General features: G+C 66.8%; 17 protein-coding genes. 9 read left to right on the top strand and 8 right to left on the bottom strand.

All coding sequences use genetic code 11. The features are described 5' to 3' along the window. Positions 1-24 precede the first annotated feature (24 nt). On the top strand, positions 25-1350 hold the full coding sequence (locus tag XcuCFBP2542_RS07290; RefSeq protein ID WP_104602939.1) for a GTP-binding protein: 1326 nt from the start codon (positions 25-27) through the stop codon (positions 1348-1350). Between the two features lie 48 nt (positions 1351-1398). Here XcuCFBP2542_RS07290 and XcuCFBP2542_RS07295 read toward each other — a convergent pair whose 3' ends face one another. Further along, on the bottom strand, positions 1399-2280 hold the full coding sequence (locus tag XcuCFBP2542_RS07295; RefSeq protein WP_104602940.1) for a hypothetical protein: 882 nt from the start codon (positions 2278-2280) through the stop codon (positions 1399-1401). A gap of 66 nt (positions 2281-2346) precedes the next feature. Between XcuCFBP2542_RS07295 and XcuCFBP2542_RS07300 the strand changes: the two genes are divergently transcribed. Beyond that, complete coding sequence (locus XcuCFBP2542_RS07300) at positions 2347-3009, top strand: alpha/beta hydrolase (RefSeq protein WP_104603001.1); 663 nt, start codon at positions 2347-2349, stop codon at positions 3007-3009. A 78-nt stretch (positions 3010-3087) separates the two neighbouring features. Further along, positions 3088-4182, top strand: a complete 1095-nt coding sequence (gene zapE / locus XcuCFBP2542_RS07305; protein WP_104602941.1) for a cell division protein ZapE — start codon at positions 3088-3090, stop codon at positions 4180-4182. A 108-nt stretch (positions 4183-4290) separates the two neighbouring features. Here the strand turns inward: zapE and XcuCFBP2542_RS07310 are convergent, their stop codons facing one another. Continuing rightward, complete coding sequence (locus tag XcuCFBP2542_RS07310) at positions 4291-4515, bottom strand: hypothetical protein (protein ID WP_146090309.1); 225 nt, start codon at positions 4513-4515, stop codon at positions 4291-4293. Positions 4516-4571: 56 nt separating this feature from the next. After that, positions 4572-5108 carry a hypothetical protein gene (locus XcuCFBP2542_RS07315; RefSeq protein ID WP_146090310.1) on the bottom strand — a complete coding sequence of 179 codons (537 nt, stop codon included), beginning with the start codon at positions 5106-5108 and terminating at the stop codon, positions 4572-4574. A gap of 141 nt (positions 5109-5249) precedes the next feature. Between XcuCFBP2542_RS07315 and XcuCFBP2542_RS07320 the strand changes: the two genes are divergently transcribed. The 3 genes from XcuCFBP2542_RS07320 (at position 5250) to XcuCFBP2542_RS07330 (ending at position 7006) form a co-directional block, all read left to right on the top strand. Beyond that, positions 5250-5711, top strand: a complete 462-nt coding sequence (locus tag XcuCFBP2542_RS07320; protein ID WP_104602944.1) for a MarR family winged helix-turn-helix transcriptional regulator — start codon at positions 5250-5252, stop codon at positions 5709-5711. Between the two features lie 105 nt (positions 5712-5816). After that, positions 5817-6245, top strand: a complete 429-nt coding sequence (locus tag XcuCFBP2542_RS07325; protein WP_023902199.1) for an organic hydroperoxide resistance protein — start codon at positions 5817-5819, stop codon at positions 6243-6245. A gap of 344 nt (positions 6246-6589) precedes the next feature. Then, positions 6590-7006: a hypothetical protein gene (locus tag XcuCFBP2542_RS07330; RefSeq protein WP_167526806.1), complete on the top strand. Its 417-nt coding sequence runs from the start codon at positions 6590-6592 to the stop codon at positions 7004-7006. A 152-nt stretch (positions 7007-7158) separates the two neighbouring features. On the opposite strand, the gene XcuCFBP2542_RS07335 is transcribed toward XcuCFBP2542_RS07330, so the two are convergent. Together XcuCFBP2542_RS07335 and XcuCFBP2542_RS07340 are read right to left on the bottom strand one after the other, a co-directional pair. Further along, complete coding sequence (locus XcuCFBP2542_RS07335) at positions 7159-8187, bottom strand: NADP-dependent oxidoreductase (RefSeq protein WP_104602946.1); 1029 nt, start codon at positions 8185-8187, stop codon at positions 7159-7161. Positions 8188-8267: 80 nt separating this feature from the next. Then, positions 8268-9227 carry an aldo/keto reductase gene (locus XcuCFBP2542_RS07340; RefSeq protein WP_104602947.1) on the bottom strand — a complete coding sequence of 320 codons (960 nt, stop codon included), beginning with the start codon at positions 9225-9227 and terminating at the stop codon, positions 8268-8270. Positions 9228-9459: 232 nt separating this feature from the next. Between XcuCFBP2542_RS07340 and XcuCFBP2542_RS07345 the strand changes: the two genes are divergently transcribed. Together XcuCFBP2542_RS07345 and XcuCFBP2542_RS07350 are read left to right on the top strand one after the other, a co-directional pair. Further along, a complete protein-coding gene (locus tag XcuCFBP2542_RS07345) occupies positions 9460-10314 on the top strand; it encodes a class I SAM-dependent methyltransferase (RefSeq protein WP_104602948.1) in 855 nt (284 codons plus the stop codon). Between the two features lie 176 nt (positions 10315-10490). Further along, complete coding sequence (locus tag XcuCFBP2542_RS07350; protein WP_104603002.1) at positions 10491-11063, top strand: pseudouridine synthase; 573 nt, start codon at positions 10491-10493, stop codon at positions 11061-11063. Between the two features lie 305 nt (positions 11064-11368). Here XcuCFBP2542_RS07350 and XcuCFBP2542_RS07355 read toward each other — a convergent pair whose 3' ends face one another. Further along, positions 11369-11800, bottom strand: coding sequence for a hypothetical protein (locus XcuCFBP2542_RS07355; protein WP_104602949.1), 432 nt, complete (start codon positions 11798-11800; stop codon positions 11369-11371). A 164-nt stretch (positions 11801-11964) separates the two neighbouring features. Then, entirely contained in the window at positions 11965-14466 is a 2502-nt protein-coding gene (gene hrpB / locus XcuCFBP2542_RS07360; protein WP_170066962.1) for an ATP-dependent helicase HrpB, read from the bottom strand. 316 nt (positions 14467-14782) lie between these two features. Between hrpB and XcuCFBP2542_RS07365 the strand changes: the two genes are divergently transcribed. Then, entirely contained in the window at positions 14783-16900 is a 2118-nt protein-coding gene (locus tag XcuCFBP2542_RS07365) for a methyl-accepting chemotaxis protein (RefSeq protein WP_170066963.1), read from the top strand. 124 nt (positions 16901-17024) lie between these two features. On the opposite strand, the gene XcuCFBP2542_RS07370 is transcribed toward XcuCFBP2542_RS07365, so the two are convergent. Continuing rightward, positions 17025-17498, bottom strand: coding sequence for a YehS family protein (locus tag XcuCFBP2542_RS07370; RefSeq protein ID WP_104603004.1), 474 nt, complete (start codon positions 17496-17498; stop codon positions 17025-17027). Positions 17499-17640 lie beyond the last annotated feature (142 nt).

The raw sequence follows: 17640 nt of genomic DNA on the forward strand, positions 1-17640 counted from the left end.
CTTTGCCTATTCGAGATCGTCCGGATGTCTCCCGCTGCCGCCCGCGATTCGCGACTCCCCGTCACCGTGTTGTCCGGCTTCCTGGGTGCCGGCAAGACCACCTTGCTCAACCGCATCCTGCACAACCGCCACGGGTTGCGGGTGGCGGTGATCGTCAACGACATGAGCGAGGTCAATATCGACGCGCAGCTGGTGCGCGACGGCGGGGCGGCCCTGCGTCGCACCGAAGAGACGTTGGTGGAGTTCAGCAATGGCTGCATCTGTTGCACCCTACGCGACGATCTGCTGCAAGAGGTACGGCGCCTGGCCGAGCAGGGCCGCTACGATTACCTGCTGATCGAGTCGACCGGCATCGCCGAACCGATGCCGGTGGCGGCCACCTTCGCGGTGCGCGATGCCGACGGCTTCAGCCTCTCGGACATCGCCCGTCTGGATACCATGGTGACGGTGGTCGATGGCAGCGGGTTCCTGCGTGATTTCGGCTCGGCCGCCACGCTGGCCGAGCTGGGCCAGCAGGCCGGCCCGGACGACACGCGCGGGCTGGTGCAGCTGCTGGGCGAGCAAGTGGAATTTGCCGACGTGCTGGTCATCAGCAAGTGCGACCGCATCGATGCGGCGCAGCGCCAGCGCCTGCGCGCGGTGCTACGTGCGCTCAACCGCGACGCGCAGATCGTGGAGGCGGAACATGGCGAGGTGCCACTGCACCACCTGCTCGATACCGGGAAATTCGATTTCACCCGCGCGCAGCTGGCACCGGGTTGGATGCAGGAATTGCGTGGGCAGCACACGCCGGAGACCGAGGAATACGGCATCAGCAGTTTCGTGTACCGCGCACGCCGCCCGTTTCACCCGCAGCGCTTCGCGCGCATGGTGCATAGCGGCTTGCCGCAGGTGATCCGCAGCAAGGGTTTTTTCTGGCTGGCCAGCCGCATGGATTGGGTCGGCGAGCTGTCCAGCGTGGGCGGTGCCACCCAGACCAATGCGGCCGGTTTCTGGTTCGCCGCGCGTCATCGCGTGGATGCCAACCTGCAGGGCCAGCCGGTGGCGATCGGCATGACCCCGCTGCCCTACACCGATATCGGTTGGCAGCGGCAGCAGATCCAGTGCTGGACCGCCCCGCTGCCGCAGCCGCACGAAGTGGACGATGCCAACGAATACGCCGCCATGCAGCGGCTCTGGCATCCGCTTTGGGGCGACCGCCGCCAGGAACTGGCGGTCATCGGCGTAGACATGGACCCTGCGCAGACGCGCGCGGCGCTGGATGCCTGCCTGCTCAGCGACCAGGAGCTGCACCAGGGCCCTGCCCACTGGCAACTGCTGGATGACCCGTTTCCGCAGTGGGAGCGCTGACCGCGCACCCTGGCGTCTGGCATGCGCATCGCATCGCTGAGCGCTACGTCAGCGCGAGTCCCACGCGATCAAGGCGATGGCCAGCACCGCCAGTGCCAGGCCCACGCGCGTCCAGCGCGTAGTGCGCTCGCCCAAGGCCACCATGCCAACCAGCGCACCCAGCACCACCACCCCGATATTCATCGTGGCAAATACCGTGGCCGGGCTCTGCGGCAGGCGCTGGTGCGCGCGCACGTAGAACAGGATATTGCCGAAGTTGAGCACACCCAGCAGCAGGCCGGCAGCGATGCTGGGGGCATGCAGGCGATGACCGCGGCGCAGGCGCAGTCCCTGCACGCCCAGCAGCAGGACGAAGGCGATGGCAAAGCACAGCGTCAACGCCGTCAGCGACGGGGTGCCGGACAAGGCGATGGTCTTGAGCAACACATCGATCAGCGCAAAGCCCGCCCATACGCCCAACAGCCACGGCCACGCGCACGGCGGTGTGCCGGCAGCGCAGGCAGGCGCGAGCGTGGCAGTTGTGCGTGGACGCTGCACGATGCCGACGATCGCCAGCAGCCCAACCGCCAGTCCCGCCAGTTTCCACGGCCCTGCCGTCTCGCCGAACACGGTGAACGCCGCCGCCAGCGACAGCAGCAGTGACAGGCGTTGCGCCACATCGGTACGCACGATGCCGGCCACGCGCACCGAGCGCGCCAGCACCAGGAAGATACCCGGCAATGCGATCGCCAGCCCCAGCAGGGCCGCCCAGGGCGTGCTGGCCGCGCTCAGGCTGGAGAACGCCGGCTTGAGCAAGGCCACGGCCAGCACGCTGGCGGTGGCGTAGTTCCAGGTGATGGCCTGGAATACATCGATTCGGTGGCGCGGCGCCAGCTTCAACACCACCGACACCAGGACACTGCAGACAACGGCAAACAGCAGCAAATGCATGGGCAACGCAACAAAGTGTGCAGGCAGGGCGATGAACGCGGCCGGCGGGGCGGCTATTATGACGGCATGTCCAATCCCCCATTCCCCACCGAATCGGCTGCGTTGACGCTGGACGGGCCGGTCGGCGCGCTCGATGTTGCCGTCGATCTGCCCGAGAGCGATGTCACCGCGCAACCGGTCACTGCCATCGTCTGCCACCCGCTCTCCACCGAGGGCGGCAGCATGCACAACAAGGTTGTCACCATGGCCGCGCGCGCGCTACGCGAGTTCGGCATCACCGTGGTGCGCTTCAATTTCCGCAGCGTCGGCCATTCGGCGGGCGCGTTCGACCATGGCGACGGCGAGCAGGACGATCTGCGCGCCGTCGCCGAGTGGGTGCGTGCGCAGCGGCCCGGCGACACGTTGTGGCTGGCGGGTTTCAGCTTCGGTGCGTATGTGTCGCTGCGCGCGGTCGGTGCGCTGGCGCCGCAGGCGCTGATTTCGATCGCACCGCCGGCCGGGCGTTGGGACTTCAGCGACCTGCAGCCGCCGGCGCAGTGGCTGCTGATCCAGGGCGATGCCGACGAGATCGTCGACCCGCAGGCGGTGTACGCCTGGCTGGAGACGCTGGAGCAACAGCCCGAGCTGGTGCGCATGCCCGACACCAGCCACTTCTTCCACCGCAAATTGATCGACCTGCGCGGTGCGATCCAGCATGGTGTCCGGCGTTGGTTGCCGGCCGCCGTCTGATCGCGGCACGGCCCATGCGCATCGCCTGCCGATGCGCCGTTGAGCGGGCATGACAACTGCCGCCCGCGGAGAACCGTAATGAGTGAGATGACCCCGTCGCAGCGTTACGCCGCCGGCGTACACCGTGGCGACTGGCGCGCCGACCCCGCCCAGCAGGCGGCCCTGGCGGAGCTGGACCGTATCCATGAGGCGCTGCTGGACAGCGCGCAGGACGGCTGGCTGGACCGGCTGTCGGCGTTCTGGAAAAAGCCCGAGCCGGTACGTGGCCTGTATTTCTGGGGTGGGGTGGGGCGCGGCAAGACCTTCCTGGTGGATCTGTTCTACGACGGGTTGCCGATCAAGCAGAAGTACCGCACGCATTTCCACCGTTTCATGCGCGGCGTGCACGAGCAGTTGCGCGAGCATGCCGGGCAGAGCGACCCGCTGGCCCGGATCGCCCAGCAATGGCGCGAGAACCTGCGCGTGCTGGTGCTGGACGAATTCTTCGTCACCGATATCGGCGATGCGATGCTGTTGGCACGGTTGCTGGAGCGCCTGTTCGCCGAAGGCGTGACGCTGGTGACCACCTCCAACACTGCGCCGGAAAATCTCTACGCCAACGGCCTGCAGCGCGACAGTTTCCTGCCGGCGATCGGCCTGTTGCAGACATTCTGCGTGGAGCTCTACGCCGAAGGCACCGAGGATTACCGCATGCGCGCGCTGACGCGCTCGCCGGTGTACCGCGCGCCGCTGGATGCGCAGGCCGATGACTGGCTGCTGCAACGCTGGAGCGAGTTGAGCGGCAATGCCGAACCACGCGCGGGCAATATCGAGATCGAGGCGCGCAAGATTCCGGTGCGCGCACGCGGCAAGAGCATTGCCTGGTTCGATTTCGCCGCGCTGTGCGAAGGTCCGCGCGGGCCGGCCGACTACATCGAGATCGCACGCGAATTCACCACGGTGCTGCTGGGTGGCATTCCGCACTTCGACCGCATGAACGAAGATGCCGCGCGCCGCTTCGTCAACCTGATCGACGAGCTATACGACCGCCACGTCAACCTGGTCTGTACCGCGCAGGACGCCCCGCCGGGACTGTACAGCGGCCAGCGCCTGGCCGGTGCCTTCGAACGCACCGCCTCGCGCCTGATCGAAATGCAGAGCGCGGAGTATCTGGCCACCGCGCACCGGGCATGAGTTGATGGAGTAGCCCGCATAAGCCGAAGAAGCCTGCGGGGATTATTTCGGTGGCCGGTGGATCTTGCCGATGTCGCACCGCCATTGCGCGCGCCGTCGCTGTTGACTTCAGGGACTCTCCCAATTGCTGCGGCTTGGGACAACGTCGAGAATCTCGGCGTCGCCGTTGAGTAGACGGCGATAGATCAGCGTGAATTTTCCGCTGCAAGCCGGTGCCAGATAGGTTCCTGGTTGCACGCCTTTACGGTGGGTCATGACATCATCAAGCGTCTGGCCCTTGTCGTAGATTCGCTGGTCCTGAGCATCTGCAGTTGCTTCGCTGGTCGCTTGCATGCAATCGATCCAATACTCGACCCTGGCTTCATCCGCACGTAGCGCCCAGTACACTGTCATGTCTTGGTGATGCGTTTCCTGGCCTGCTGCTTCAGTGCCTGCAAGCGATCACGTGCTTGCTGGCCTGTCAGCGAGTCTGCCGGATTGGCATCGGCTGCTTCTACGGCCAGGCGTGTACGGTCGGTCAGAAAACGCAAATACGCGGCATCCTTGTGCACGCCTGCGATGCGGCTCTGCTGATCTGCGCGCTTGCGTAGTCTGATGCGCACAGTGTTTGCCGGATCCACTTTCCGGCTATTGTCTACGCGGTAGCTGTGGATGCCGATCTGGTGCAACGCCTTGGCCGCCGCTTCGATTCCTGTAAAGGTGCGTGGCTCTCCCAGCTTGGAAATGAGCAGGCGCCGACTATGGTCGCGTGCAAGCAACTGCACCGCATAGCCATCGTCGGCCCCGAGCACGATCGCGTCGGACATCACGCCGGCTGCCACAAGATCCTTGGCGGCCGCCAGCTGTACGGCCGGCATGTCTTTCACCAGAGGCGATGTTTTTCCCTCCAGCTGAAGCAATCTGAGGACAGCGCTAAGGTCGGGCATACGAGTCTGGCGATACGGAACGGGTTCCCGCTTACTTATAACTCAGGAAGGCTGCCTTCTGCATGGCTGCAGCGAGTCGTGTCTTAACGACGGCAATTTAAGTCGCTTGCAATTAAATAGTGCGCGATATAAATTGCAGTGATGGATACCGCAACCGCCGATCAAGCCCGCACCAACGCACTGCTACAGCTCGATAACCAGCTGTGCTTTGCGCTGTATTCGGCCAACCTGGCGATGCACAAGCGCTATCGCGTGTTGCTCAAGGCGCTGGATCTCACGTATCCGCAGTACCTGGTGATGCTGGTGCTGTGGGAGACCGATGGCCGTAGCGTGTCGGAAATCGGCGAGCGGCTATATCTGGATTCGGCCACGCTCACGCCCTTGCTCAAGCGGCTGCAGGCCGCTGGCCTGGTGACCCGCACGCGCGCGGCCAGCGACGAGCGCCAGGTCATCATCGCGCTGACCGATGCCGGCCGTGCGCTGCGTAGCAAGGCCGGCGGCGTGCCCGAGCAGGTGTTCTGCGCCTCGGCCTGTACGCTGGACGAACTGCGCCAACTCAAGCACGACCTGGAAAAGCTCCGTACCGGCCTTGGCATGACCTAGCCGCTCATTGGTAGTACCGGCCGTTCACCCTGGATCGCAGGCGCTTGATCGCCTGCAGTCATTCCCCTCTTCAACGCGCACTGCGCTCAACCCTGGAGAACCACCATGGCCTCACCCGAAAAGATCCTCTACACCGCCCACGCGACCGCCACCGGTGGCCGCGAAGGCCGTGCCGTGTCCTCGGACAAGGCGCTGGATGCCAAGTTGTCCACCCCGCGCGAGCTGGGCGGCGCTGGCGGCGATGGCACCAACCCCGAGCAGCTGTTCGCGGCCGGTTACGCTGCCTGCTTCATCGGTGCGATGAAGGCGGTGGCGGGGCAGGACAAGCTCAAGTTGCCGGGCGAGGTCAGCATCGATAGCAGCGTAGGCATCGGCCAGATTCCGGGTGGTTTCGGCATCGCGGTCGAACTGCGCATCGCCGTGCCGGGCATGGACAAGGCCGAACTGCAGGCGCTGGTCGACAAGGCGCACCAGGTCTGCCCGTATTCCAACGCGACCCGCGGCAATATCGATGTCACCCTGACCCTGGCCTGATTCAGCCCTGGGCCGCGCGCCACGCGCACGGCACTGTCAGCCAGCCAACGGCCCGGCGCCTGCGTCGGGCCGTTGGCGTTGCAGGGGCTGTCATTGCGGTAGCAGGAGTGGGTATCGAGACGGCGTTGGCGTGGCCGTTGCCGATCTTTGCAATTGGCCTGCGCCAGCGGGCAGCGGCCTTGTGCTGCACCGCCGGGCAGCTGCCCAGGCGCCGTTCATTGGCAGCCGCCAAAGCGTGAAACGGGTCGGATATTGGGTTGCCAACGGTATTTGAACGCCGTAGTCACTTGATTCTCACGTCCGATGGTGTGAATTATGTTGCAAAGCAACATCGGAGCTCGGCAATGCGCGACTTACGTATCGAGAAGGTCGATCTGGCGTTGAGCGAGATGACCCAGGACCCATCGGAAAAGGTGGCGCTGTGGCAGTGGGCGTGCCGCGAGATGCTGCATGAAACCCTGATCGGCATGCACCAGCTCTCGCACCTGGCGGGCATTGCGCGGCACGTCGCCAATGACTGGCGCGCGCCGGTCGATGTAATCGCACCTGCCAAGCCTTATCTGGCGGCCTCGGCACTGGCGGATCGTCGTTTGCCACAGGTGCTGGATGGCCTGGGCAGCACCCACGACGACCATGACCGCGCCGACCTGTGGCGGGTGCGCTATGCCAGCCTGATCGCTTCGACCTTGCAGGGCATGCAGGCGCTGGCGGAGAAGCACCGCATCGATCGGCAGGCCATGGCGGTCGGGCAGTTGAATTGACCAGGATGCCCGGCCGGCAGTCGCTGGCCGGGGCTGCAGCCGCGTCGTGGGCGCTGTCCCGCCCGCTTGCGCGCGAGCGCGGGGCATGGCGATCGCCGTCCAGTGGCACGCCCGGTTGAGGAACCGGGACGCGCGGGTGCCGTGCCCGGCCCTTAGTCCAGGGCGACGATGGCCTTGCCGAAATTCTTGCCGCGCAAGACGTCGATCAGGCCTTGCGGGGCGCTGTCCAGGCCATGCAGTACGTGTTCGCGATACTGGATCTTGTCTTCCCGCAGCCATTGGCCCATTTCGCGCAGGAAGGCCGGCATCAGGCGGATGAAATCGTGCTGGATGAAGCCGCGCACGGTCAGGCGCTTGCGCAGGACCAGGCCCATGAACTCCGGCAGGCGATCGGGTCCGGGCAGCACCTGTCCGCGGCTGTTGTAGGTGGCGATGACGCCGCAGACCGGGATGCGTGCGAAGTCGTTGAGCTGCGGCAACACCGCGTCGAACACCTTTCCGCCGACATTCTCGAAGTAGATATCGATGCCATCGGGCGTGGCCGCACGCAGCTGCTCGGCAAAGTCCTCGGCGCGATGGTCCAGCGCCACATCCACCTTCACCCTCTTGCGCAGGTAGTCTACCTTTTCCGCGCCGCCGGCAATGCCGACCACGCGCAGGCCTTGCAACCGCGCCAGCTGCGCCACCGTGGCACCGACCGGGCCGCTGGCGGCCGCCACCACGAGGGTTTCACCGGCTTGCGGTTTACCGATCTCGTGCAGGCCGGCGTAGGCGGTGAAGCCGGGCATGCCATATACGCCCAGTGCGGTACTCGGCGACAGGCCGTCGTTGGCGGGCAGCTTGCGCAGCGATGTGGTTGGCGTCAGCAGGGTGTGGGTCTGCCAGCCACCCGGCAGCACCACCAGCTCGCCGGGCTGGTAGTCGGCGTGGTGCGACGCGATGACCTCGCCCACGGTGCCGCCTTCCATCACCGCATCGATGGCCACCGGTGCGGCGTAGGACGGGCCATCGTCCATGCGTCCGCGCATATACGGATCCAACGACAGGAAGCGGTTGCGCACCAGGATCTGGTCGTGCCCGGTGGGCGGCAGGGCCACGTCTTCGATGCGGAAATTGTCGGCATGGGGCTCGCCCTGCGGGCGCGAGGCCAGCACGATGCGGCGGTTGGTGATCGATGTCATGCAAGGTTCCTTGTAGAGCGGCCGCACATGCGCGGCACAAGCGTTGCCGCCGATCCGGACGCGATGCTGGCCGGAGCGGCTCAGGGGGTGGCTGCGCTGGCGTCGTCCAGTTGCGCGATGTGCGCCGCGCTCAATGACAGCTGCGCGGCGGCCAGCACGTCGTGCAGTTGGTCCACGCTGGTGGCGCTGACGATCGGCGCGCTGATGCCGGGGCGTGCGATCAACCAGGCCAGCGCGATCTGTGCGGGCGTGGCATGGTGGCTGGCAGCCACATCGTCCAGTGCCTGCAGGATGCGCAGGCCGCGCGGGTTGAGGTATTGCTTGACCACCGAGGTGCCACGCGCGCTGCTCTTCGCAGCATCGTCGGCACTGCGGTACTTGCCGGTGAGGAAGCCACTGGCCAGCGCGTAGTAACTGATGACGCCGAGCGCATGTTCGCGCACCAGCGGTTCCAGCTCCGCTTCGAAGCCGGCGCGGTCGTAGAGGTTGTATTCGGGCTGCAGGCTTTCGTAGCGCGGCAGGTTGTACTGCGCGGAGACATCCAGCGCATCGCGCAGGCGTGCCGCGCTGTAGTTGGACGCACCGATCGCGCGCACCTTGCCCTGTTCGATCAGGCGGCCAAACGCGGCCAGCGTGGCTTCCAGCGGAACCGATTCGTCGTCTTCGTGCGCCTGGTAAAGATCGATCACATCGGTTTGCAGGCGGCGCAGCGACGCATCGACCGCAGTGGCGATGTTGTCTGGCGACAGCCCCGGATGCTCGCTCCACTTGCCCACCTTGGTGGCGATGAGCACCTTGTCGCGCTTGCCGCCGCGCGCCAGCCAGCGCCCGATGATGGCTTCCGATTCGCCACCGCGGTTGCCGGGTACCCAGCTGGAGTAGGTGTCGGCGGTGTCGATCAGGTTGAAGCCGGCATCGACGAACGCATCGAGCAATGCGAACGAGGTCGCCTCGTCGGCGCTCCATCCGAAGACATTGCCGCCGAAGACGATGGGTTGGATCTGCAGGCCGGAGCGGCCCAGTGCGCGGGATTGGGTCATGTGTGGATGCTCCTGATTCGAACTGCCCCCAGGATAGTCATGCGCATCGCCATTGCGTGTGACATGGATGTGGATTCAGCGTTCCGCCGGCCACCGCCTCCGGCTCACAGGATCTGAACATGTCACGCCTGGCCGTCGGCGCGCAGCACGGGAGCGAGGTGCGTTGCGGGCACGTGGCAGGCGCCGGGCCGCATGCTAGGCTCGCGCTACTTTTTCCGGAGAGGGCGCTGCGATGATCCGCAACAAGTTGGCCTGTGCATGTGTGATGAGTGTGATGGTGGCGATGAGTGCGCCATCGGCGCTGGCGATGAAGCCGGCCGACAGTGCCAGCCTGCCGGCGCCGGATGTGGCGCTGCAGACGGCCATCGACGGCAGCTGGCGCGACCGCGTCTATGTGCAGCGCGACCAGTATCGTCACCCCGGCCAGACGCTGGCCTTCTTCGGTCTCAAGCCCACCCAGACGGTCATCGAGATCACCCCCGGCGGCGGCTGGTATGCGGAGATCCTGGCACCCTACCTGCGCGAGAACGGCAAGTATGTGGCGGCCGTGGTCGACCCCGCATCGGTGCCCGAAGGCCGCGCGCGCGACTATGCGCAGCGTGCACGCGACGAACTGGAAAAAAAGCTCAGGGCCAAGCCGGAGGTGTACGGCAAGCCGTCGTTCGTCTCGTATGTGCCGAAGTCACCTTCGTTCGGCGTGGACAACTCGGCCGATCTGGTGCTGACCTTCCGCAACGTGCATAACTGGCGCATGGCCGGGAATGCCGAGGCGATGTTTGCCGGCTTCTATAAGGTGCTCAAGCCCGGTGGCGTGCTTGGCGTGGTCGAACACCGCGCCAAGGCCGACGTGCCGGCCGACGACAAGAGCGGTTACGTGGGTCAGGCACAGGTAACCGCGATGGCTGAAGCGGCCGGCTTCAAGCTGGCCGGCAAGAGCGAGATCAACGCCAATCCACGCGACACCAAGGACTATCCGGGCGGCGTGTGGACGTTGCCGCCGAGCAACAGCCACGATGCCGCCGACGATGCCAAGTACAAGGCGATCGGTGAAAGCGATCGCATGACGCTGAAGTTCGTCAAGCGGTGATCGTTTGCCCGCATGCCGGCGCCTGAGAGCAGCCGGCATGCGGCCACGCCGGTGCGCGGCATGCATCGGCGGCGATGCGGTGCTGGCGTCTTCGCATCGCGCCCGTGTGGTCCCGGCACGCCGCATCGTGGCGGTTTCCTTCCATTGCCGCCTGCGACGTGTGCAACAGGATGTCCATGCTGGTGCTGTTGAACAAACCCTATGGCGTGCTGTCGCAGTTCAGCGACCGCTCGCAACCACCCAGGCGCACGTTGGCCGAATTTGGCCTGCCAGCGGAGGTCTATGCGGCAGGCCGCCTGGATCACGACAGCGAAGGGCTGTTGTTGTTGACCGATGACGGCGCATTGGCGCACCGGCTGACCGATCCGCGCTACAAGCAGCCCAAGACCTATTGGGTGCAGGTGGAGGGCGATCCGCAGGAGCCACAACTGCAGGCGTTGCGCGAGGGTGTGGTGCTCAACGACGGCCGGACCCGGCCGGCCAGCATCCGCCGGCTCGATCCCACACCGACCCTGTGGCCGCGCGATCCGCCGGTACGCATGCGCAAGACCGTGCCAGACGCCTGGCTGGAAGTGCAGATCAGCGAAGGCCGCAATCGTCAGGTGCGGCGCATGACCGCCGCCGTCGGCCTGCCGACCTTGCGGCTGGTGCGCGTTGCCATCGGTAGCTGGCGGCTGGAGACGCTGGCACCTGGTCAGTGGCGGGAGGAAGGCGGCCGGACGCCACGATCGGGGCGGGCACGCCGCTGAAGCGTGGCACGAGCGTGGCATGCGGCCGCGCCGCTGATGCAGGCGCGTGGTCGTTGGCGTGCATGCCCAGGCTGCATGCCACGCAGTGGTTGGCTCGGATCTACGTCACGCGCGCTTGCCGCGCGGTGCCCTGCCTGTGGAAGCGGCGCCGGCGCGACGAATACGCGGCTGTGGCCACCAGCAAGGCAACGTCCTCAACGGCCACGCCGTCGTTCGACCTTCCGCAAACGACAACGCCACGGCCCGAAGGACGTGGCGTTGCAAGGCGAGTCGTCGCACAGCGGGGTCAGATACCCCGACGCGATTTACTCGATACCGTCGCTTGGCGTCACCGCATTGCGGCGCTGGTAGGCGGCGCGGCGGGCATTGGCATTGCCTGCATGCTCGCGATCCAGGCGGTGCACATTGCCACCCGGTAGCTGCTGATCGCGCTGCCGCTTGCGATAGACCGCGTAGCCGATCAGGCCCAGGCCGGCCACAGCGGCAGCCACGGTCACCGCCGGGTTGCGCTTGACCAGTTTGGTGGCGACCTTGCCGCCGGTACGCACGGCACCCAGGGCGGCGCCGGTCTTGAGCCAGTCGGTGGCGCCGGGACCAAAACCACGCAGGCTGCTGCCTGCATGACGGGCCTGGTCGCCCGCGCTGGAGGCGGCATGGCGCAGATGATCGCCAGCGTTGCCCGCCAGTTCCAGGGCACGCTCCAGGGCGCGTTCGGTGATGACAGTCAGCTTGCTCATTGGGGGCGTTTCCTTTCTGAGTACGTGGGGCGCAGTTTGTGGGCTGTGGCGTATAGACGGTGTTAGCGGAATCGGGCGCTGTTTGGCTTGCGGTTAAGTAATGCTGCGCCGCGCTGCGTCGGTGCCTGGGGGTAAGTGGTAGCGGTGAAAGAGATCAGGGGCTATCAGGTGCCGCGTGGTTTTGCCCTGTGGGTTGCCGAGGCGGTCCACGGATCATCCGGCCACGGATGCCGCGGATACCGCCCCTTCATTTCCTTCCTGACCTCCGGATACGTCGTCGCCCAGAAGCTTTTCAGATCCTGGGTCACCTGCAGCGGGCGGCCGCCGGGCGAGAGCAGGTGCAGGGTCAGCGGGATGCGGCCATCGGCGATGCGCGGGGTTTCGGCCAGGCCGAACAACTCCTGCAGTTTGACCGCCAGCACCGGTGGTAGCGGGTGCTGCGCATGGTCGAGCGCGTAGTGGATCTGCCGCTCCATGCCCGACGGCACGTTGATGCGGGTGGGGGCATGGCGGTCGATGGCCTGGCGGCGCTCCCAGGGCAGCGCCGCCTTCAGCGCTTCGCCCAGGCTGGCTTCGTCCAGCGCGTCGAGCCGGGTCTTGCCGGCGAAGGCCGGGCGCAGCCAGTGGTCGAGCGTGGCCAGCAGCGCCGTATCGGAGAGATCGGGTAGCGCCAGCTCGGGCATCCATGCCCGCAGCGACAGCACGCGGGCGCGCCATTGCTGCAGGTTGTCGGTCCAGGGCAGGGCGTCCAGGCCGAGTTGGCGCACTGCCTCGGTCAGTGCGTCGGCGGCCTGCGCCGGGTCGACGCGGCCGGCGGGGCGGCTGTCGAGCACGATGCGGTCGAAGCTGGATTGCCGGCGTGCGATGAGGGCGCGCTTATCGGCGTCCCACTGCACCACGTCCTGCTGCACGAAGCGCTCGGGCAGGCTGCGGCGCAGGTAGTTTTCGTCCACCGGTGCGGCCCGCAGCAGCAAGGCGTCCTTGGCTTCGTAACGCAGTTCGCTGGCCACAAGCCAGGGTTCGCCGCGCAGGTCGCTGTGGTCGAACAGGCGTGCGCTGCGGCCGTTGGCCAACAGATAGCGCAGCGGGTCGGTCGGGTGGCGGGCGGCGATGCGGTCGGGGAAGGCATGCGCGAGCAGGTCGCCCAGCGCATGCGCTTCCACGCTGGCCGGCGGGGTGGTGTCGCAGCGCAGCCGGCGTCGCCATTGCTTGGCGGCGCTGTCGATGGCGGCCAGGCCACCGCGGTTGGCATCGGGCGCGCTGTGGCCCTGGCGGAACGCGGCCAGGGCACGCCAGCGCGCGGCCAGGCCATCGCCGCCCTGGCGCAGCGGATCGCGTGCTTCCAGCAGGGCGGCCAGGTCGCAGGCCAGTGCCAGCCGCGGGGCGTCGCCGGCCTGCGCGAGCATCGCCGCCAGACGCGGATGCGTGCCCAGTGCCAGCATGCGGCGGCCCAGCGCGGTGATGCCGCCGCTGTCGCTGAGCGCGCCCAGCCGTTGCAGCAATTCGCGTGCGGCGGCCAGCGCGCCGGCAGGCGGTGCATCGACAAAGCGCAGCGCATCGCTGCCCCAGGCCGCCAGTTCCAGCGCCAGCCCGGCAAGCTCCACCTGGGTGATCTCGGCACGCCGCTGCGGTTCCAGCCGCTGCGATTGCGGCCATAGCCGGTAGGCCCAGCCGCTGGCCACGCGGCCGGCACGGCCGGCGCGCTGGTCGGCCGAGGCCTGCGCAATGGTGGTCACATCCAGCCGCGAGAACCCGCTGTTGGGATCGTAGTGCGGCTCGCGTGCCTGGCCGCTGTCGATCACCACACGCACGCCTGGCAGCGTCACCGACGACTCGGCCACGTTGGTGGCCAGCACCACGCGGCGACGGCCCTGCGGGTCCGGCTGCAGCACCTGGCTTTGTGCCTCAACCGAGAGTTCGCCGTGCAGCGGCAGCACCTGGATGGCCGGGTCCAGCACATCTTCCAGCACGGCGTGCACCCGTGCGATCTCACGCTGGCCGGGCAGGAACACCAGCACATCGCCGGGATGGGTGGCCAAGGCCTGTTCCACCGCACGGCGCGTCTGCGGCTCCATGGCCTCGTCGCGGCGCGCCGGAAAATGCGCGATCTCCACCGGAAAGTTGCGCCCGGCGCTGCTGAGCCGTGGTGCGTCCAGGAAGCCGGCCAGGCGCTCGCCATCCAGCGTGGCCGACATCGCCACGATGCGCAGGTCATCGCGCACCTGTGCCTGCACATCCAGCGCCAGCGCCAGGCCCAGGTCGCCGGCCAGATGGCGTTCGTGGAATTCGTCGAACAGCAGCGCGCCCACGCGCTCCAGCAGGGGATCGTCCTGGATCATCCGGGTCAGGATGCCTTCGGTGACGACTTCTATCCGGGTACGCGCGGAGGTCTTGTTCTCGAAGCGGATGCGGTAGCCCACCGTCTCGCCGACCGGCTCGCCCAACTGGCGCGCCATGAACAGCGCGGCGCTGCGCGCGGCCACCCGGCGCGGTTCCAGCATCACGATGCGGCGTCCGGCCAGCCACGGCTCCTGCAGTAGTGCCAACGGCACCTGGGTGGTCTTGCCGGCACCCGGTGGCGCCTCGAGTACCAGACGCGGGTGCGCGGCCAGGCTCTGCCGCAGCTGCGGCAGCAGCGGGGTGATGGGGAAGGCGGTGTTGGTCATGCACGACAAGGATACGGGCCCGCTCGTGCAGGTGCGATGGGTGGAAGGCAATGTGAGGCCCGTCAGATAATTGCACAGTCGCCTTCGCCTGCGCAGGTGATTAGGCCGTCTAACAGCGTGCGGTGGCCTATGACTGAATTGGCGCTTGCGCTGCATCCGCAGGCGCAATGCGTGCAGATCGCTGCACCTTTCTGATATCTGCAGTGTCATCGCGGTTGCGTGTTAGCCGATCTGGTCCGAATGCAGGCGCCCAGCTCGCTTCAGAGCATACGGGTCACGTCGATAACCCGGGTTGAGTCCCGACTCTGGATTCACCATGTCCACCCCGTCCCTGCGTTTTGTCAGCCTGCAAAGCAAACTGCTTGGTGCACTTGCGCTTGGCTTGTCGATCATTTTGTTGTGCGCACTTGGCGGGCTGGGGACGGCGTGGTTGAGCCTGTCCGGCAAGGTGCCGCCTGAGGTGGCGCAGGCGTCCAGCAGCGAGGAGATCAGCCGCGACTTTCGCATGCAGGTGCAGGAGTGGAAAAACGTGCTGATTCGCGGGCGCGACCCGGCGCTGCTGGACAAACATCTGACTGCCTTCCGCGACAAGGGCCGGCAGGTGCAGGCCAGCACCGAGGCGCTGGCCAAGGCAACCCAGGACCCGCAGGCGCGTGCGTTGTCGCAGCAATTTGCGCAGGCACATCTGGCTCTGCAGGTCAGTTACGAGGCGGCATTGAAGCAATTCGCGCAAGCCGGGTACGACACCCAGGTGGGCGATCAGCTGGTGAAGAGCCAGGATCGCGCGCCCAGCCACACGCTCGAAGCATTGGTCCAGCGCAACAAGACGCTGGCCGATGTCGCGGTGCTGGCCGGAGCGCAGTCGGCGCAGCGCAAGCTGGTGTATTCGGCGCTCGCCACCATTGCCGCCGCGCTGTGCCTGGTGGCGGTGCTGGGGTGGTGGATACGCCAAGCGATCGTGCGTCCGATCGAAGCCGTTGCGCAGGCCGCGCGCCTGGTGGCGGCCGGCGACCTGTCGGCGCGTGCGGCGGTGCAGACGCGCGACGAGATCGGCTTGCTTGGGCAGGCGATGACGCAGGTGGTCACCACGCTGGCCGATGTGTCCAGTGCGCAGGCCGACATGGCCCAGCGGCATGACGCCGGGCAGATGAGCTACCGCATGGATGCGCAGGCCTTTCCGGGTGCCTACGGACGGATGGTGGATGACAGCAACGGCTTGGTCGATGCGCAGGTCGGGCTGATTGGCACCATGCTGCAGGTGATGCAGCATTACGCGGTGGGCGACATGTCGGTGGACATGCCGCGCCTGCCCGGCGAAAAAGCCCAGATCACCGATGCGATGGATACCGCCAAGCGCAACCTTGCCGCGATCAATGGCGAAATCCGCAGCTTGGTGGATGCCGCCGCCGCTGGCGACTTCGCCGCCCGTGGCAACGCCGATGCGTACCAGTTCGAGTTCCGCGGCATGGTCGATGGCCTCAACGGTTTGATGCACAACGTGGACCACAATCTGGGCGAGCTGTCGCAGCTGCTCAAGGCGATCGCCGCTGGCGACCTGACCGCGCGCATGCACGGCAACCAGCAGGGCGTGTTCGCGCGGATGCGCGACGATGCCAATGCCACCTTGCAGCGCCTGACCGAGATCGTCGGCGACATTACGCTGGCCGCGCAGACCATCCGGACTGCGTCGGCGGAAATTGCCGCCGGCAACACCGACCTGGCCCGGCGCACCGAACAACAGGCCGCCAACCTGGAAGAAACCGCCGCCTCGATGGAAGAGCTGACCTCCACCGTGCGGCAGAACGCCGAGACCGCGCAGCAGGCCAGCCGGGGCGCGCAGGCGGCGGCGGAGATCGCCAGCCGCGGCGGTGAGATGGTGGCCAGCGTGGTCGACACCATGGGTGAGATCGAAGGCGCGTCCAGGAAAATCGCCGAGATCATCAGCGTCATCGACGGCATCGCCTTCCAGACCAATATCCTGGCCTTGAACGCGGCGGTGGAAGCAGCGCGTGCCGGGGAACAGGGTCGCGGCTTTGCCGTGGTGGCTTCCGAAGTGCGCGCGTTGGCGCAGCGATCGGCCGGTGCCGCCAAGGAGGTCAAGCAGTTGATCGATGCCTCGGTGGACAGCGTCGAACGTGGCAGCGCCCGCGTGGATCAGGCCGGGCGCACGATGCAGGACATCGTGCAGTCGGTACAGCAGGTCACCACGCTGATTGCGGAGATCTCCGCCGCCTCGCGTGAGCAGGCGTCCGGCATCGAACAGGTGGCGCGCACCCTCAACGACATGGACGAGACCACCCAGCGCAATGCGGCGCTGGTGGAAGAAGCCTCTGCCGCCGCGCGCGCAATGGAAGAACAGGCGGTGGAATTGAGCGAAGCGGTGGCCGTGTTCCGGCTGGATGCACGCACGCGGCGCCTGGCGGCAGTGGCGTAAGCGAACAGGGCTTGCGCCTGCGCCCGGCGCCGCGCGGGCGAGACAGCTGCACGCTCTCTGACAGCGACGTGCGGGCCGGGAGACGTGGCCGCACAGCGTGCAGCCAGACAGCGCGCACCGGCGTTCAGCCGGCTTCGCGGACGCGCGCGGTCAGCCCCTTGAGGAAGGCGCGCAGCAGCTGGTCGCCGCAGGGACGGAAATTCTTGTGGCCCGGTTGGCGGAACAAGGCGGACAGTTCCGGCTTGGACAGCGGGAAGCCGGCACTGGCGAAGATCGCGTGCATGTCCAGGTCCTTGAGTTCGAAGGCCACGCGCAGCTTCTTCAGTACCAGGTTGTTGCCGACGCGGCTTTCCAGCGGGCGTGGCGGCTGGCTGTCGTCACGCCCGCGAAAGCGCAGGACCAGGCCATCGAGGAAGCGCGCCAGCATGGCATCGGTACAGGGTTCGAAACCGAGCTCGTCTTCCTTCTTCAACCAGGCCTGGACCTGCGGCTTGTCGAGCGCGAACGCCGGGTCGGCCAGGTGGGTGATCTGCACCACCTTGTCGTCGCTGAGGTCGAGCATGTAGCGGATGCTGCGCAGTACATCGTTGTGGATCATGACCATTCCGGAGCTCCGACCGTGGCCGGAAAGCACATAGTCTACGGGGCCGGAGTGAAACCTGGCTGACACCGCCGGCCCGCGTGGAGCGGCGACGGACTGCGGTCGCCGCGACAGGCATGCGTAAGCGTATCGTGCAGCG

Origin of the sequence: Xanthomonas cucurbitae (genome assembly GCF_002939885.1) — a bacterium.
Lineage (GTDB): Bacteria > Pseudomonadota > Gammaproteobacteria > Xanthomonadales > Xanthomonadaceae > Xanthomonas > Xanthomonas cucurbitae.

Coding starts and splice junctions, on each gene's coding strand:
- XcuCFBP2542_RS07295 (WP_104602940.1), bottom strand. CDS start 2,280: ATGCATTTGCTGCTGTTTGCCGTTGTCTGCAGTGTCCTGGTGTCGGTG.
- XcuCFBP2542_RS07350 (WP_104603002.1), top strand. CDS start 10,491: ATGCTGGTGCTGTTGAACAAACCCTATGGCGTGCTGTCGCAGTTCAGC.
- XcuCFBP2542_RS07315 (WP_146090310.1), bottom strand. CDS start 5,108: ATGCCCGACCTTAGCGCTGTCCTCAGATTGCTTCAGCTGGAGGGAAAA.
- hrpB (WP_170066962.1), bottom strand. CDS start 14,466: ATGACCAACACCGCCTTCCCCATCACCCCGCTGCTGCCGCAGCTGCGG.
- XcuCFBP2542_RS07365 (WP_170066963.1), top strand. CDS start 14,783: ATGTCCACCCCGTCCCTGCGTTTTGTCAGCCTGCAAAGCAAACTGCTT.
- XcuCFBP2542_RS07330 (WP_167526806.1), top strand. CDS start 6,590: ATGCGCGACTTACGTATCGAGAAGGTCGATCTGGCGTTGAGCGAGATG.
- XcuCFBP2542_RS07335 (WP_104602946.1), bottom strand. CDS start 8,187: ATGACATCGATCACCAACCGCCGCATCGTGCTGGCCTCGCGCCCGCAG.
- XcuCFBP2542_RS07310 (WP_146090309.1), bottom strand. CDS start 4,515: ATGCAAGCGACCAGCGAAGCAACTGCAGATGCTCAGGACCAGCGAATC.
- XcuCFBP2542_RS07325 (WP_023902199.1), top strand. CDS start 5,817: ATGGCCTCACCCGAAAAGATCCTCTACACCGCCCACGCGACCGCCACC.
- XcuCFBP2542_RS07290 (WP_104602939.1), top strand. CDS start 25: ATGTCTCCCGCTGCCGCCCGCGATTCGCGACTCCCCGTCACCGTGTTG.
- XcuCFBP2542_RS07340 (WP_104602947.1), bottom strand. CDS start 9,227: ATGACCCAATCCCGCGCACTGGGCCGCTCCGGCCTGCAGATCCAACCC.
- XcuCFBP2542_RS07355 (WP_104602949.1), bottom strand. CDS start 11,800: ATGAGCAAGCTGACTGTCATCACCGAACGCGCCCTGGAGCGTGCCCTG.
- XcuCFBP2542_RS07300 (WP_104603001.1), top strand. CDS start 2,347: ATGTCCAATCCCCCATTCCCCACCGAATCGGCTGCGTTGACGCTGGAC.
- XcuCFBP2542_RS07345 (WP_104602948.1), top strand. CDS start 9,460: ATGATCCGCAACAAGTTGGCCTGTGCATGTGTGATGAGTGTGATGGTG.
- zapE (WP_104602941.1), top strand. CDS start 3,088: ATGAGTGAGATGACCCCGTCGCAGCGTTACGCCGCCGGCGTACACCGT.
- XcuCFBP2542_RS07320 (WP_104602944.1), top strand. CDS start 5,250: ATGGATACCGCAACCGCCGATCAAGCCCGCACCAACGCACTGCTACAG.
- XcuCFBP2542_RS07370 (WP_104603004.1), bottom strand. CDS start 17,498: ATGATCCACAACGATGTACTGCGCAGCATCCGCTACATGCTCGACCTC.